Annotated in this window: 11 protein-coding genes; 5 read left to right on the top strand and 6 right to left on the bottom strand. The window is 69.6% G+C overall.

Annotation, left to right across the window (positions count from 1 at the left end; translation table 11 throughout):
• Nucleotides 1-16 precede the first annotated feature (16 nt).
• The 5 genes from RIV12_RS02610 to truA form a co-directional block, all read right to left on the bottom strand.
• Nucleotides 17-3,214, bottom strand: a complete 3,198-nt coding sequence (locus RIV12_RS02610) for an ATP-binding protein (RefSeq protein WP_309321998.1) — start codon at nucleotides 3,212-3,214, stop codon at nucleotides 17-19.
• A gap of 102 nt (nucleotides 3,215-3,316) precedes the next feature.
• Nucleotides 3,317-4,678 carry a phosphoglucosamine mutase gene (glmM, locus tag RIV12_RS02605; protein ID WP_309321996.1) on the bottom strand — a complete coding sequence of 454 codons (1,362 nt, stop codon included), beginning with the start codon at nucleotides 4,676-4,678 and terminating at the stop codon, nucleotides 3,317-3,319.
• Nucleotides 4,679-4,991: 313 nt separating this feature from the next.
• On the bottom strand, nucleotides 4,992-5,486 hold the full coding sequence (rpsI, locus tag RIV12_RS02600; protein ID WP_003789348.1) for a 30S ribosomal protein S9: 495 nt from the start codon (nucleotides 5,484-5,486) through the stop codon (nucleotides 4,992-4,994).
• Nucleotides 5,487-5,529: 43 nt separating this feature from the next.
• Complete coding sequence (gene rplM / locus RIV12_RS02595) at nucleotides 5,530-5,973, bottom strand: 50S ribosomal protein L13 (RefSeq protein ID WP_075390435.1); 444 nt, start codon at nucleotides 5,971-5,973, stop codon at nucleotides 5,530-5,532.
• Between the two features lie 258 nt (nucleotides 5,974-6,231).
• A complete protein-coding gene (gene truA / locus RIV12_RS02590) occupies nucleotides 6,232-7,119 on the bottom strand; it encodes a tRNA pseudouridine(38-40) synthase TruA (protein ID WP_309321995.1) in 888 nt (295 codons plus the stop codon).
• A 48-nt stretch (nucleotides 7,120-7,167) separates the two neighbouring features.
• Between truA and RIV12_RS02585 the strand changes: the two genes are divergently transcribed.
• The 3 genes from RIV12_RS02585 to RIV12_RS02575 all read left to right on the top strand — a co-directional run bounded on the left by RIV12_RS02585 (nucleotide 7,168) and on the right by RIV12_RS02575 (nucleotide 11,154).
• Complete coding sequence (locus RIV12_RS02585) at nucleotides 7,168-7,923, top strand: ROK family protein (protein WP_075417348.1); 756 nt, start codon at nucleotides 7,168-7,170, stop codon at nucleotides 7,921-7,923.
• Between the two features lie 189 nt (nucleotides 7,924-8,112).
• Complete coding sequence (locus RIV12_RS02580) at nucleotides 8,113-9,663, top strand: Re/Si-specific NAD(P)(+) transhydrogenase subunit alpha (protein ID WP_309321993.1); 1,551 nt, start codon at nucleotides 8,113-8,115, stop codon at nucleotides 9,661-9,663.
• Nucleotides 9,664-9,675: 12 nt separating this feature from the next.
• Entirely contained in the window at nucleotides 9,676-11,154 is a 1,479-nt protein-coding gene (locus RIV12_RS02575; RefSeq protein ID WP_309321991.1) for an NAD(P)(+) transhydrogenase (Re/Si-specific) subunit beta, read from the top strand.
• 12 nt (nucleotides 11,155-11,166) lie between these two features.
• Here RIV12_RS02575 and RIV12_RS02570 read toward each other — a convergent pair whose 3' ends face one another.
• Nucleotides 11,167-11,895, bottom strand: coding sequence for an MgtC/SapB family protein (locus tag RIV12_RS02570; RefSeq protein WP_075417351.1), 729 nt, complete (start codon nucleotides 11,893-11,895; stop codon nucleotides 11,167-11,169).
• Between the two features lie 157 nt (nucleotides 11,896-12,052).
• On the opposite strand from RIV12_RS02570, the gene RIV12_RS02565 reads away from it, so the two are divergent.
• Nucleotides 12,053-13,882 carry a tetratricopeptide repeat protein gene (locus RIV12_RS02565; protein WP_309321989.1) on the top strand — a complete coding sequence of 610 codons (1,830 nt, stop codon included), beginning with the start codon at nucleotides 12,053-12,055 and terminating at the stop codon, nucleotides 13,880-13,882.
• 400 nt (nucleotides 13,883-14,282) lie between these two features.
• On the top strand, nucleotides 14,283-16,232 hold a 1,950-nt coding region (locus tag RIV12_RS02560), incomplete at its 3' end, for a tetratricopeptide repeat protein (RefSeq protein WP_309321987.1).

Raw genomic sequence — 16,232 nt, 5'->3', positions numbered from 1 at the left:
GCCGCACCTCAGGGACTCAGCCGACCTCGCCCGCCAGACGGCCGGCGAGGTCGGCGGCGTGAGCCACGAGCCCACCGCGGTCCAGGGACCGAATCCTCTCCTCGGCCTGCGCCAGTGCCCGGGCGTCCAGCCGCTCAGTGCGGCTGCGCAGGTAGTCGTGGGAGAGCAGGCGGCAGGTCTGGTTGGTGCCCACCGCCAGGGCGGTGGCGACCAGCTCGCCCCCTACTGCCCGCCGGTCGGAGCCCACGTCCTCAGCAGCCACGGCGGACAGGCCGACGGCCGCGACGAAGGCCATGATCGTGGGAATGTCACGCTGCCGTGGGGCGGGGTCGGACAGGATGTCACGCAGCAGCGAGGTGGCCCGGACCCGGACGGCATCGGCGTCTAGCTCGACGGCATCGTCGGTGCTGAGCTCGACGTCGGTGATCAGGCACATGCTCAGGATGTAGAGCTCCCACTGGGAGCCGGATCCCAGGATGGAGCGCCAGTTCCCGGCATAGCGCAGGCTCACGCGCTGGATGAGGGCGGCAGTGCGCGCGTTCCCGCGGGTGAGCTCCAGCTCGCCGCGCACGGAACGGGCGATGAAGCGCATGGTTCCCGGCAGGTCGACGGGCTCCAGGCTCTCCAACAGCCTGTCCGCCGTCTCAGGACGCGGATCGAGGTAGACGGCGCAGTACGCCCCCTCCAAGTGCAGCGTCGTACGGAAGAACTCGCCCCAGCTGGGCAGAACCCGGTCCAGGAGCACCCGGGCGCGCGAGCAGGCGTCAACGACCTGGCTGTAGCGTCCCAGGGACATGAGGACCTGCAGCCGGTGGAGGTGCAGCTCGAGCAGGTGAATACCGGCCAGGTCGTGACCGTGGAGCCTCCCCAGGAGGGCCTCGATGGTTCTCAGTGCGGCCTGGGGATCGCCGTCGTCCTCCTGCTGGGCGGCCAGGCAGCGGGTCGCCGCCCAGGCGACCCAGGGGTCGGCGTCGCCTATCAGCTCGGGCCACTGCTCGTCGCCCGCACGCAGGAAGCGTCTCACCCGGGAGAACGGCCCCTCGCCGTCGAAGGAGGCCGGCAGCAGGGAGCGGACCTGCGTGGGCACGTGACTCAGAAGCCCGAACAGGGTGACGCACAGGGCCAGGACGCTCAGACCCGCCTCGTTTCCACGCGAGTCCTGGGCCGGTTGCACGGCGTGACCGATGAGCCGCGCACCGTAGTCAGCGATGCGCTCATAGCTCCAGGTGACGCTCCACAGGCGCATGAGCGCGGCGCCGATGAGACAGATCGCGTCACGCAGGCCCGTCGGCAGGAGCTCCGAGCCGTGGTCATCGGCCTGAGCCAGGAGCCGGTCGAGCTGCTGCAGGATGACGGCTTCATCGTGGGAGACCTGCTGGAAGAGGCGGTCGTGGTGGCGCGCCTCAGGGTGACGGGCATCGCCGAAGTCGCCGGCATCGATGGGGAAGCGGATCTGGGAGCACAGGTCCACCGCCCAGCGGCGCAGGGCCGCACGGGCCACGGCCTCGTCTCCGGAGGCGGCCAGCTGCTCCAGGGCGAAGTCACGGACGGTGACGAGCATGTGGAAACGGGGCAGGCCGTGGTCGCGCACCACGAGCAGGGAGTGGGAGACCAGGGCGTCGATGAGGTCGGCGGCCTGCGCACCGACGAGAGCCTCCGCGGGCAGGAGGGTGAAGCCGTCGGCGAGCAGGGCCAGCCGAGCCAGGGCACGACGCTCGGAGGCGTCGAGCAGGTTCCAGGACCACTCGATGACCGCTCTCAGAGTGCGCTGACGGGTCGGGGCGTCACGCGTGGCGGTGAGCAGATCGGGCCTGCCGGGCAGTCGCTCGGCGATCTGGCCGACCGACAGGCTGCGGGTGCGCGCTGCGGCCAGCTCAATGGCCAGGGGGATGCCCTCCAACCGGCTCAGGAGCTCGCCTAAGTCGTCATCGTCGATGACCTGGCCGGGGCGAGCGGCCAGAGCGCGGGCGCGGAACAGCTCGGCCGACGATGCGGTATCGAGGGGTTCCAGACGGTGGACGTGCTCCGCGGCCAGGTCGAGGGGGCGTCGCGAGGTCGCCAGGACGCGCAGGTCGGGGCAGGCACCCAGGAGCGGCCCGATGAGGTCGGCCGTCTCGTCGGCCAGGTGCTCGCAGTTATCCAGAACCAGGATGGTTCCGGGTTGGGAGAGGGCGGCGGCCAGATCGCGGCGCGGGTCGCCGTCGACCGCTCCGGGGACTGCGACGGCGTCGAGCAGGACCCTGGCCAGATCGGCTCCGGGTGATACCTCGGCCAGAGCGACGACGTAGACGGCGGGGCGGCGGCTGCGGGCCGCCACCACCTGGGCCAGGGTCGTCTTGCCAACCCCGCCGGGGCCGGTGAGCGTCACCAGATGGCGGGTGCTCAAGGCCTTGAGAACACCGGTCACATCCGCCTCGCGCCCCAGGAAGTGCTCGGGCGCGGGCTCCAGGCCGTGGCGCACAGGGCTCTCAGCGGCCAGGACGGCCTCGTGGGCGGCGCGCATGGCCGGGCCGGGCACGGCTCCCCGCTGACGCAGCCGACGACGGTACTGCTCGTAGAGCTCCAGGGCCGCAGCGGGCGAACGCACCCAGGACTCGGCGCGCATGAGGGCGGCCAGGACGGTCTCGTCGCCGGTGTCTCGCCGGGCGGCCTCACGCAGCAGGTCCGCGGCCCGCTCGTGCTCACCGGTGGCCTCCAGGGCGAGCCCCCGATCGCGGCGGAGCTCCTCGGTGAGCCGGGCAGCCCGCTCCCGCAGAAGGGTCAGAGAGCCGGCCCCTGCTCCAACACCGTCATCGGCGTCGTCGGGAACCGGCACCCGCAGCAGGGAGTCGCTGAGGTCGAGGACCTGCTCCCACTGGCCTGCGACGGCGCAGGCTCGGGCCCGCTCCGCCCTGTCCGACAGGTCTCGGACGTCGACATCCGTCTTCGGCAGCACCAGCCTGTACCCGTCGCCGCTGCGCTCGACGACCCCCTCCCCCACGACGGCACGCAGCCGGGAGACGACGACGTGCAGCGCCCGCAGGGGGCGGGCCGGGGCGTCGTCGGGCCACAGGGCCTCAATGAGGGCGCTGTCACTCACCCTGGTGCCCTGGCTGCCGGCGAGCACGGTGAGCAGGTCAAGACTCCTCCCGCTCAGGGCCGTGCCGCACCAGGTCGGAGGATCCGACAGGAGAGCCAGGCGGTACGGGGAGGTCACGGGCCTATTCTCCCCCATCACCGCGAGGCGGTGCTCCACGGGCCGGGGCCGGCCGCGACGCCCGCCACCGTACTGGTGGCGGCGTCCGCGACCGGCCCCGGGGAGGAACCCATCGTCAGCTCACAGGCTGAGGTTGCTCTTGACGGTGTCGGCCAGGGAGCGGGCGACGCGGTCGGCCTCCTCCTGGGTGGCGGCCTCGACCATGACACGCACGAGCGGCTCGGTGCCCGAGGGGCGCAGCAGGACCCGGCCGGTCTCGCCCAGCTCCTTCTCCGCGGAGGCCACGGCGTCCTGCACGGCCTTGTTGGTGCTGGCGGCGCCCTTGTCGACGTTCTTGACGTTGATGAGGGTCTGGGGCAGACGGGTGACGACGCTGGCGAGCTCGGCCAGTGTCTTGCCGGTGCGCTTGACGCGCGCGGCCACGTGCAGAGAGGTGAGCACGCCGTCGCCGGTGGTGGCGTGGACGGTGTCGATGACGTGCCCGGACTGCTCGCCACCCAGGGTGTAACCGCCCTGGAGCATCCGCTCGAGCACGTAGCGGTCGCCCACGCCGGTCTGGACGGTGCGGATGCCGTGCTCGCGCATGGCCAGGATGAGGCCCAGGTTGCTCATGACGGTGACGACGAGCGTGTCGGAGCCGAGGGTGCCGTCGGCCTTCATGCCGATGGCGAGCATGCCCATGATCTGGTCGCCGTCGACGAGCTTGCCGTCGGCGTCCACGGCCAGGCAGCGGTCGGCGTCGCCGTCGTAGGCCACACCCATGTCCGCCCCGACCGCCGTGACGTAGTTCTGCAGCTGCTCGGGGTGGGTGGAGCCGCAGTTGTCGTTGATGTTAAGGCCATCCGGGGAGGCGTTGATGACGATGACCTCGGCGCCGGCGGCCCGCAGCGCGGCGGGGCCGACGACGGAGGCGGCACCGTTGGAGGCGTCGACGACGATGCGCAGGCCGGACAGGTCGGTGGCGACGGAGTCGACGAGGTGATTGATGTAGTTCTGATCCGCGACGGTCTCCCCCTTGATGACGCGGCCGACGTCGGCGCCGGTGGGGCGGTCGTTGACCTTGCCCAGGAGGGACTCGATCTCGTCCTCGACGGCGTCGGCGAGCTTGTAGCCGCCGCGGGCGATGAACTTGATGCCGTTGTCCGGGAAGGGATTGTGGGAGGCGGAGATCATGACGCCCAACTCGATGTCCTGGGTGGCCGTCAGGTGGGCGATCGCCGGGGTGGGCAGGACGCCCACACGGGTGACGTCGATGCCGGAGGAGGCCAGGCCCGCGCTGATGGCGTGGTCGAGGAACTCTCCGGAGGCGCGGGTATCACGGCCCACGATGGCGCGGGGCCGGCCGCTGCGTGAGCTCCGTGCGGCGGAAGTGTCCTTGGACAGGACGCGGGCCGCGGCCTCACCGAGCTGCACGGCCAGGGTGGGCGTGAGCAGGTCGTTGGCCAGGCCGCGTACGCCGTCGGTTCCGAAGAGACGAGCCATGGAAATCCTCCTGAAAGGGTGACGAAACAGCACCATCCTGCCACGGGGCGCCGGGCATCGGGGCCCAACCTTCGGCCAACGCAAAAGGTCTGATGTCCTGCGGTGGCCCCGGCACTGCGGATTCCGCCTGAGATCGTGCCCCTCACCGCGGCATATCGGCGGCATATCGGCTGCGTGTCGACACGGCCGGTGCGGCCTGAGTGAGTCTCCGCCGCCCCTGACACATGACGACGGCGGCCGCCCCGGAAGGGGACGGCCGCCGTCGTCAGCGAGCGGAGGGAGGTCCGGCCGGTTCGGCCGGAGCCTCTCCCAATCAGCGCTTGGAGTACTGGGGGGCGCGGCGGGCCTTGTGCAGACCGGCCTTCTTGCGCTCCACGATGCGCGAGTCGCGAGTGAGGAAACCGGCCTTCTTCAGGGTGGCGCGGTTGGCCTCACGGTCGATCTCGTTGAGCGCGCGGGCGATGCCCAGGCGCAGGGCGCCGGCCTGGCCGGAAACGCCACCGCCGTTGATGCGGGCGACGACGTCGAAGCGGCCCTCGAGGTCCAGGATGGTGAAGGGGGCGCGCACGAGCTGCTGGTGCAGCTTGTTGGGGAAGTAGTCCTCCAGGGAGCGGCCGTTCAGCGTCCACTGGCCGGTGCCGGGAACGAGGCGCACGCGAGCGACGGCCTCCTTGCGGCGACCCAGGCCGGAGCCGGGGGCGGTGATGGACTGGCCGCGACCCGGAGCGGACTCCTCGGTCTCGGTGGTGTAGCTGGAGGGGGCGTTCTCCTCGTCCAGCGCGTCAATGTCGACAGTGGTCTCAGCCACGATATGTCCTTTGCTTGTCGCGGGGTGCCGAGCGCTGGAGCGCTTACTGGGCGACCTGGGTGATCTCGAACGTCTTCGGGCTCTGGGAGGCGTGCGGGTGCTCGGCACCCGCGTAGACCTTGAGCTTCTTGAGCTGGGCGCGACCGAGCTTGGTGTGGGGAACCATGCCCTTGATGGCCTTCTCGACGGCGCGCTCGGGGCGGGTGGCCAGCAGCTCTCGGTAGGAGACGGCGGTCAGACCACCCGGGTGGCCGGAGTGCCGGTAGGCGAACTTCTTGTCGGCCTTGCCGTTGGTGAGGGCCACCTTGTCGGCGTTGATGATGACGACGTAGTCGCCGCAGTCCTCATTGGGAGCGAACTGGGGCTTGTGCTTCCCACGGAGCAGGGTGGCGGCCTGGGCCGCGAGTCGACCCAGGATGACGTCGGTGGCGTCAATGACGTACCAGTTCTTCTCGACGTCGCCGGGCTTCGGTGTATACGTGCGCACGGGCGTTGCCTTCGTTTCTCTTGGCGAGTGGGCACGCCGAAGCGCGGTGAAGCGTTCGCGGTTCGGCGAGACCACCATGGTCAGGTGAGTGGTCGGAGCACAGGCGATCCGGGGCGAGTGGGACGGCACCGCGGACACGCACACGCGTGCTGCACGACGATTGCCAACAGTACCGGGCGGCCTGCGGAGGGGTCAAAAGGTGTGGCTTTCCAGTTCCGTGAATCGCACCACGCGACTTAGTGGGCTCCTGGCCGCGGATCAGCAGCTCAGACGCCGGATGGTGCGGGCGCGCTCGGCCTGTGCGGCGAGCTCGTCGTCGGCCGGGTAGGTGACCTCCTCCAGGGTCAGCCCGTGCGGCGGGGCGACGGGGGCGGCGCTCTGGCGTGTGCGGGCGGCCAGGATGTCGCCGGGCCAGGTGACCGGTTTGCGTCCCTGACCGACGGCGAGGCCGGCCCCCACCAGGGATCGGACCATGGAGTGGCAGAAGGCATCGGCGACGACGGTCAGAGTCACGAGCCCGGCTTCCGGTCCGGCCTCGGACCGTCGCCACTCCAGTGCGCGCAGGGTGCGGATCGTCGTGGCGCCGTCGCGGGGCTTGCAGTAGGACAGGAAGTCGTGCTCACCGAGCAGGGCGCGGGCGGAAGCGGCCATGGCCTCGACGTCGAGCGCATCGGGCAGCCACAGGACGGTGGTGCGCCGGGCGGGGTCACGCGGGGCGCCGGCGTCGGCGATCCGGTAGCTGTAGCGGCGGCTCAGGGCACCGAAGCGGGCGTCGAAGACCTCCGGCACGGTGCGCGCCCCGGTGACGACGACGTCGCCGGCCCCACGCGGCGTGCGCGCCAGGCTCTCCTGGGCCTCGCGGGCCAGGACGCCCGCCATCCGGGTGAGCAGGGCCTCCTCGGGGAGGCGCTCGGAGCGTCCGGGCAGCGCGGCCCAGGCCTCGGGACTCACGTCGAGATGGGCCACCTGGCCGGCGGCGTGGACGCCGGCGTCGGTGCGTCCGGCCACGGTGAGACGGACGGGCTCACGCACAACGGTGGCCAGGGCGGAGGTGAGGACCCCTTCGACGGTGCGCAGCCCGGGCTGGGCGGCCCACCCGGAGAAGAAGGTGCCGTCGTAGGCCAGGTCGAGGCGGATGCGTGGCATGCCCTCATTGAACCGCACCGGCCTCGCGCTTCCACTAGGCTCGCGGCCGTGAGCACAACGACCCTGTCCGTGGACTGCGGAGGCGGCGGCATCAAGGCCTCGGTGCTGGATTCCGAGGGCAACATCATCTCCCGCGCCGTGCGCACCCCGACCCCCTACCCGCTGCCGCCGACGAAGCTGGTGGAGACCATCGCCTCACTGGCCTCCCAGCTGCCGGGCGCGGACCGGGTGACGGTGGGGATGCCGGGCATGATCCGCCACGGGGTCGTCATCGCCACACCTCACTACATCACCAAGGACGGCCCGCGCTCCAAGGTGCTGCCCGAGCTGGTGGAGGCCTGGGCCCGCTTCGACATGGGTGCCGGCGTCTCGAAGGCCCTGGGGATCCCCTCCCTGGTCCTCAACGACGCCGAGGTCGCCGGGGCCGGCGTCGTCACGGGCCACGGGCTGGAGATGATCGTGACCCTGGGCACGGGCCTGGGCAACGCCGTCTTCGACAACGGCCTCCTGGCCCCGCACGTGGAGGTCTCCCAGGGGCCGGTGCGCTGGGGGCTGACCTATGACGACTACATCGGCGAGCACGAGCGTCTGCGTCTGGGCGACGCCCACTGGTCTCGCCGGGTGCGCCGCGTCGTCGACGCCCTGCGCCCCATGTACCTGTGGGACCGCCTCTACCTGGGCGGCGGCAACTCGCGGCGGATCACGGCGACCCAGCTGGCCAAGATCGGCGACGACGTCGTCGTGGTCCCCAACGAGGCCGGTATGACCGGGGGCGCCCGCTGCTGGGACATGGCCCGTCCCTAATTCTCGTTACTCCGTCCGTCGCCGGCCCCCTCTCCCACGGAGCACTGGCTTCCTCTCCGACACGCACCGTCGCCCATCTCCTCGGTCCGGCACCAACAGTCCCTTGCCGAGGGCTTCATCACCTTCTATCTTGCCGATAGTTTGTTGTGACATGCCGACGACGGCACCCAGATCGTGCAAGGAGGCACTATGCGTATCGGAGTCCCCTGTGAGCCGGCCGATCAGCCGCGCGCCGCTGCGAGCCCGCAGACGGTGGAGCGGATGATCCGTCTGGGCTACGAGGTCCTGGTCGAGCGCGGCGCCGGGGCGCGGGCGCAGTTCCCCGACGAGGCCTACGAGACCGCCGGGGCCCAGGTGGCCGGCGGGGCCCAGGTCTGGGGCAGCGACGTCGTGGTGAGCGCCTCGGCCCCCGGTGAGGAGCACCTGGCGCTCATGAGCCGGGGCGCGGTCCTCATCTGCCGGCTGGACCCGGCGCGCCATCCCGAGATCCTTGAGTCGCTGCGGGAACGCGGCATCACCGGTCTGGCCCTGGACGTGGTCCCGAGGATCTCGCGGGCGCAGTCGCTGGACGTGCTCTCCTCGCAGGCGAACCTGGCCGGCTACCGCGCCGTCATCGAGGCGGCCTCCCACCTGGGCAGGCTGTTCAGCGGGCAGGTGACCGCCGCCGGCAAGTTCCCGCCCGCCACCGTCTACGTCATCGGTGCGGGCGTGGCCGGCCTGTCCGCGATCGGGACCGCCTGCTCCTTGGGCGCGCAGGTGCGCGGCTCCGACGTGCGTCCGGAGGTCGCCGACCAGGTGCGCTCCATGGGGGCGCAGTTCGTGCCGCTGCCCAGCGCCCAGGAGGTGTCCTCCGACGGCTACGCCAAGGAGCTGAGCGCCGATCAGGCGAGTGCGGCCAACGCGCTCTACGCCCAGCAGGCCGCCGAGTCCGACGTCGTCATCACCACGGCGAGCATCCCGGGGCGTCGGGCACCGGTACTCCTGGACCGCTCCGCGATCGAGGCCATGCGCCCCGGAACGGTCATCATCGACATGGCGGCGGCCACCGGCGGCAACACCGAGCTGACGGTGCCCGGGCAGGTGGTCACCACCGACGGCGGCGTCACGATCGTGGGGCACACGGACCTGGCGGGGATGCTGCCCGCGCAGGCGACCCAGCTCTACGGGCGCAACATCGTCAACCTGCTGGGCCTGATCACCCTCGACAAGGACGGGGCCCTCACCCTGGATCTGGATGACGAGGTGGTCCGGGCCATCACGGTCACCCACGACGGCGAGCTGCTGTGGCCCCCTCCCCCGATCCAGGTCTCGGCCACCCCCGCCCCGAGCCAACCGGAGCAGACGGCCGCCGACGACGCGGCCGCTCAGGAGGCCGCTCGCGCGGCGCAGGCGCGCTCGCGCTCCCGGCAGTGGCTGGGGCTGGCCGCCGCGACCCTCGTGGCCGCCGCCCTGGTGCTGGTGACGCCGTCGGCCGCCACGAGCCACTACATCGTTCTCATGCTCTCGGTGATCCTGGGATTCCACGTCATCTCCAACGTGACCCCTGCCCTGCACACGCCGCTGATGTCGGTGACCAACGCGATCTCGGGAATCATCCTGGTCGGGGCGATCTCGCAGGTCGGCCACCCCTATCCGCTCATCAGCGCCATCAGCCTGGCGGCGGTGGTCCTGGCCACGATCAATATCGTCGGCGGCTTCGCGGTCACCCACCGCATGCTCGCCATGTTCACGAAGGACTGAGGTGAGGAGCAGATGATGACTCACATCCTGATGCCGGCCACGTCGTCGAGCACGTTGATCGCCGCCGTGCCGTCGCTGCCCTCACCGGTGGTCCTGGCCTACATCGCCGCCGCGATCCTGTTCATCCTGGCCGCGGCCGGTCTGTCCCGCCATGAGACGGCCGTGGCCGGCAACGTGGCAGGCGCCGTCGGCATGGCGGTGGCGGTGCTCGCCGCCATCGGCCTGGCCCTGAGCAACCACCCGGCGCGGGGCGTGCTGCCCACGCTGCTGCTCATCGCCATGGGGCTGGCCCTGGGCTCGGTCATCGGGCTGGTGGTGGCCAAGCGCGTGGCCATGACCGGAATGCCCCAGCTCATCGCCGTACTCAACGGGCTGGTGGGTCTGGCGGCCGTCCTGGTGGGCTACAACTCCTACGTCTCCCCCGACGCCCTGTCCGCCTCGCTGGGGGCCTTCCACCTGGGCGAGGTCTTCCTGGGAGTGTTCGTCGGCGGTGTGACCTTCACCGGGTCGGTCCTGGCGGCCCTCAAGCTGGCCGGCCGGGTGCCGGGCAGACCCCTGACGCTGCCGGGCCGCAACCTGCTCAACCTGGGGGCGCTCATCGGCTCCCTGGTTCTCATGGTGGGATTCATGATGGCGCCGGCCGGCTCCGGCGCGGGCTGGGCCTTCCTGGCGGTGATGACGCTCATCGCGCTGGTGCTGGGTGCGCACCTGGTGCTGGCCATCGGTGGCGGCGACATGCCGGTGGTCGTCTCGATCATGAACTCCTACTCGGGGTGGGCCTCCGCCTTCACCGGTTTCATGGTGGACAACGACCTGCTCATCATCACCGGGGCGCTGGTGGGCTCCTCGGGGGCCTACCTGTCCTACCTCATGTGCCAGGCCATGAACCGATCCTTCGTCTCGGTGCTGCTGGGCGGCTACGGAACCGACTCCACCAGCGCCGCCACGGGTGGTTCGGGGCAGGAGGGCACGGTGCATGAGACCAGTGCCGGCGAGGTGGCTCACCTGCTGCAGTCCGCCCGACGCGTGGTCATCACCCCCGGCTACGGGATGGCCGTCGCCCAGGCCCAGTACCCGGTGGCCACGCTGACCGAGATGCTGCGCTCGGAAGGCGTGGAGGTCACCTTCGGCATCCACCCGGTGGCGGGCCGCCTGCCCGGGCACATGAACGTGCTGCTGGCCGAGGCGAAGGTCCCCTACGACATCGTCCTGGAGATGGATGAGGTCAACGACTCCTTCGATGAGGTCGACGTCGTCCTCATCATCGGCGCCAACGACACCGTGAACCCGACCGCCAAGGAACCGGGCTCCCCGATCGCGGGCATGCCGGTGCTGCACGTGTGGGAGGCGAGCCGGGTCATCGTCTTCAAGCGGTCCATGGCGACCGGCTACGCCGGGGTCAACAACCCGCTCTTCTTCCGGGAGAACAGCTCGATGCTCTTCGGCGACGCCAAGGACACGGTCGAGGCCATCATCCGCGCCCTGGAGTAGGAGGGGCCGGGCTCAGTCGAGCCGTCCTCCCTCGAGGCGCTCGACACCGTCGACGCCGTCGAGCCCGGAGAGGGCCTCAATGAGGTTGGCGGCGGGCCGCTGCCCGTGGAAGCGCATGACGGCGTTCATGGTGCGACCGTGCTCGCCGCGGGTCACCTCGGTCTCCTCCAAGGTGGCGGTGAAGCCCGATGCGGTGGCGACCTGGAGGATCTCGGGCATGATGGCGCTGCCGATCTCGTAGTCGATGCGCACGGTCACCTCGCCGCGGCGGCGCTGCAGGCGCGAGGTGAGGGGACCCAGGAACAGGACGACGATGTAGTCGAGCGCGACCGCCGTGGCCGCCAAGGGGATCATGCCCGCCCCGCAGGCCATGCCAATGGCGGCGCTGAGCCAGACGGTCGCGGCGGTGGTCAGGCCCCGGACGGTGTCGTTGTTGACGAAGATGACCCCGGCTCCCAGGAAGCCGATACCGGAGACGATCTGCGCGGCCACACGGCTGGGGTCCACCGCGACATCCGCGCCGGTGATCGGGGCGAAGCCGTAGGCGGACACGAGGGTGAACAGGCACGAGCCCAGTCCCACCAGGACGTGCGTCTTGACGCCGGCGTCCTTGTGGCGCAGGTGGCGCTCGGCGCCCAGGGTCAGGCACAGGAGGAAGGTGGCGAGCATCGCGACGACCTGAACCCCCACGTGGTTCAGGCTGAACAGCGTGTTCACACCGACTCCCTTCCCTGCGATCACTGTGTCTGCCCCGCCGGCACCCCGCCGGCACTGCGCCGATTCTAAAGGAGCAGCTGGCGGGGCGCGTCCCCGGTGACATCTCCCCATCGCGGCGGCTCTCACGCACCGTTTAGCGTGAGCCCACCACCGGTCCCCCAGTTCCTGAGGCTTGTCAGACGTGTCGACCTCCCCCTGCACCACCCCCGAGGGGGCCGCTCGCGCCGGTCGGCTGCTGGAGCTCAGTGAGCGCCTGGCCGAGTCGGGCCGTCGGGGGGAGGCGCTGGATGCCGCACGGAAGGCCTGCGAGGTTCTCCGGGGCCTGGCCCGCCTCGCCCCGGACACCTACCTGGCCGACCTCGCTGAGGGGCTGTCCATCATGGCGGCCCGCCTGCGCGAGGCCCGCCGCATCCGTGAGGGGGTCGCGGTCTCGCGAGAAACGGCCCGGATCCGACGACGCCTGACCCGGCACGACTACGACGCCCATGCCCCCGGCCTGGCTAGGGCTCTGTGCCGGCTCGCCATCGACCTGAGCGCTTCCGGAGACCTGCGTGACGCCCTGGCCAGCGCGCAGGAGTCCGTCGACCTCTACCGGAGCCTGAACCGGAGTGATCCCTCCGGCGACGAGACCGGTTTGGCGGAGGCGCTGACCACGCTCACCTGCTGTCTGAGCGAGTCCGGTCGGCCGAGCGGCACCTTCGTCACCGCCCAGCAGTCCCTCACTGTCCGACGGCGTCTGGCCCGGGTCGATCCGGATGCACAGGTCCGCCGGCTCGCGGCGGACCTGGTACGTCTGGCACCCAGGCTACGCACGGTGGGCTATGTCGATGAGGCCCTCGAGCAGGCCCGGGAGGCCGTGGCTCTCTTCCGCCGCCTCGATGAGGATGAGATCGGTTCCTGCACCGGTGATCTTGCCGGTGCCCTGGAGGCCCTGGCCGCCTGTGGGGCCGCCGTCGGGCGCCGGGACGAGGCCCTGGAGGCGGCCGAGGAGGCCGCCGCGCTCTACCGAGGGCTGTCTCGCCGCACACCGGCGCTCTACTCGCCCAAGGTCGCTCACGCCCTGGGGACTCTGGCTCGACGCCTGAGCGACGCGGGTCGGCACCGTGACGCGCTCGCCGCGACTGAGGAGGCGGTCGGCGTCGCTCGCGCTCTGGCCCACAGCGCCCCCGAGACCCACCTGCCCGACCTGGCCGACGCCCTCACGGTCCGGGCCGCCTGCCTGCGTGACGCCGACAAGCTGGACCGAGCGCTGGCTGCGGCGCGGGAGGTGGTCAGCATCCGGCGCGCCCTGGTGCACAGCAGCTCCGGCGCTGACACCCCGGCTCTGGCCGAGTCCCTGTACGTGCTCGCCGTCGACCTGTACACGGCCGGGCAGCTGCAGGAGTCCTTCGCGGTGGCCTGGGAGGCCATTGACATCTACCGGCGGCTGGTCCGCGCCGACCCGGCCCCTCATACCGCCGATCTGGCTCGGGCGCTCAATATCCTCACCTTGAACCTCAGCCGGGCGGGGCGTGCGCATGAAGCGCTGGCCGCGGTGCAGGAGGCGGTGACGTTCTACCGGAGCCTGACGCAGATCGATCCGGTTGCCTACAGGCCGGACCTGGCGGCCTGCCTGCACAATCTGGCCACGTGCCTGGGGGATGTCGGGGACCGTTCCGCCGCCCTGGCTGCGATCCGGGAGACGGCGGTGATCCGCCGGGAGCTGGCCGAGCGCGATCCGGCGACTCATGCCCCGGCGCTGGCCCCGTGCCTGCACCGGCTCGCCAAGCGCCTGGCCGAGGCCGGTCACCGCAGCGAGGCCCTGGAGACTGCGCGGGAGGCGGTCGCCGCCTACCGGAGTCTGGCCCGCAGGCACCCGGAGGCCTTCAGCCAGGGGCTCGCCGACGCCCTGGGAACCTATGCGTCAGTCCTCGAGTGGGCGGGCAGGGAGGCCGACGCCGCCCGCATCCGCCAGGAGAGCGAGACCATGACGGAGGAAAAGGCCTTGGAAGAATCCATCAGGGGCTTCTGAGGGGCGGTACCGGCCCAGCAGTGCCGCGGTGCAAGCGCGAAGCCTGGAGAACGCGAAGCCTGGTGGACCGAGGACTGCGTTCTGCGCCCAGGACGTACTTCTCCTCCAAAGGACTGCGGCCCGCCCCCAGTGATCTGGAGGACATCGCAGTTCTCGTCGAAGAAGTAAGTCCCCGCTCAAGGCGCTGCTGGCGCAGGCGGCCTGTACTGACCAGAAGCTCGACCCCGTCGCCCATCAACCGAGACCGAAGGGAACGACCACAACAGACCTACGTAACCGCACTGCTCATAGCGGCCGCCGTCCTTCCGCAGTCTCAGTGTCCGGGGATCCGTGAGAAACCGAGCGGCTGCTCGGTAGACTGCCCTACAGCAGTCTTCCTCTTCTCCCCGAGGTCCGTACCGTGACAGAGCCGTCCCCTTCACCCATACCGATGACGTCCTCAAGTCAGTCGTGGCTCGACTCGCTCGGCCCGTTAAACCACTTGTGGAAGGAGCAGCCCTTCGTCGCGTTCGTCATCACGGCGCTGGTCCTCCCTCTGGCGATCTGGCTTGGCAAGCGAGCGTGGAAGACATGGAAACGGAAGCTGCACACGCAGCGTGTCGCCGCTCGCAGGCAGCAGCTACCATCGGTTCGCCTTCCGTTCACAGTCGAGGTTGGATACCAACGGCTGACCCTGGAACCCGCGCAACCGCAGCAGAACTTCGCGCCAGAAGGTATGAGCATCGTCCGGCTTCTGAGCGCTAGGTCCACACCGGTTCCCTTCCTTGACCGCGCGGAGGCGCTCACCCGCTTGGAAACGTGGGCGCGAAGCGAGGAGCGATTCGCGATCCACGTTCTGGGCGGGGATGGCGGATCTGGGAAGACTCGCCTCGGCGTGGAGCTCTGCCGACGCGTCACCACTCCAAACACTCATCGCCAAGGTGGTGAGGTCTGGCAGGCCGGGTTCCTTCAGAACATCGAGCAGTCCGACAACACTTCGTCCAGCGACAACGCTTCGTCGCTGCTACTAGTCGTTGACTACGCCGAGGCTCGGCCAGAAATGGTCACAGAGGTCATCAAGATTGCTCTCCGCGCAGCCGAGGATCCCGAGAGGCGGCGGGTGAGGATCGTCTTCCTGGTCCGCCGGCCGTCGCCGATCTCCTCGACCCGCCAAGGCTCCAACGAGTGGATTGACGCTCTTCGACCGCAGGACTCCAAGGATGAAGGCGTCAACCTTATCCTCGATAGCGCCTCCACGATCACCCTCAACAATGAGGAACTGGCTGATACGGAGCGCAGGTCTCTGCTTACTCAGGCATACAGATCATTCACCGGCACTCCTGATTCTCTACCAGCAGCCGACCTTCTTGAACGGCTAGGCGATCCGACGTACTCACAACCACTACTCCTCATAATCGAAGCCTTCCTGAACGTACTCCCGCCTTCTAACCCTCAGCACAGCCACTCTCCGGGCGAACTGTTTGAAGAGGTTCTTCGCCATGAAGAAAAGTACTGGCACTCTCACTGGCCAGAAGGAATCGCTTTTGACGCCAGACTAGCCCGCCACGTCGCTGCTGCCGCCACACTGGTCGATATTTGCGACGAAGTGGACGCCACCACTCTCATCGAGCTTCTACCAAGCCCTCTTGGCAAGAATGCCAAGGAACTGACTCAGTGGCTGCGAGACTGCTACCCACCCCACATGGACGGTGGCGGGCACTCAGCCTTGTGGTGCGAACATCTTGAACCGGACCGCGTCGGCGAGCACCTCGTCGCCTCCGCAACTGACGACCTAGTACCTCTTCTCCGAGAGCTTTTGTCTCCGAGCAGAGTGGGAACGTCGTCTCTTCGAACCTGGACCGTCCTCGAACGCGCATCAACAGATCCTCACCTCAATGAGCACGTAGGACGAATCCTCAACGATGTTCTAGTGGAAGTGACTCAGGCAGTTCACGCACAGACCGTCAACCTCCAGAGTCCAGACCTCACAGCAGCCTTCGCCAAACTCTTCAGCGCTGTGTGCTCCCACATCGAGCCAGACGAGGCTCATGAGGCGGAACAGTCACTCTCCAATGCTGGTTACTTAACCATCTTCTTGGAACGCGAGCTTGCTCAGCGCGCAGCCGACATCACCCGTCCGACAGATGAATCGCCTGGAATCGATCGAGCGACCTATGCTTCACGGAGATTGTCACTCAGCAGATGCTTGGCTGCCTCAGGGAGACACGATGAGGCCCTCCAAACCGCTCAGGAAGCTACCAACCTCTACCGGACCCTGGCCGAGCACAACCCAGCGGCCTACACACCCGACCTCGCCACCTCCCTCAACTCCCTCGCCAATTATCTGGACAGTAACGGGCAACAACGCGAG

This window comes from Actinomyces stomatis (assembly GCF_031292835.1).
Taxonomy (GTDB): Bacteria; Actinomycetota; Actinomycetes; order Actinomycetales; family Actinomycetaceae; genus Actinomyces; species Actinomyces stomatis.
Note: the sequence above shows the minus strand (reverse complement) of the source record. Positions and strands in the feature narration are given on the sequence as shown.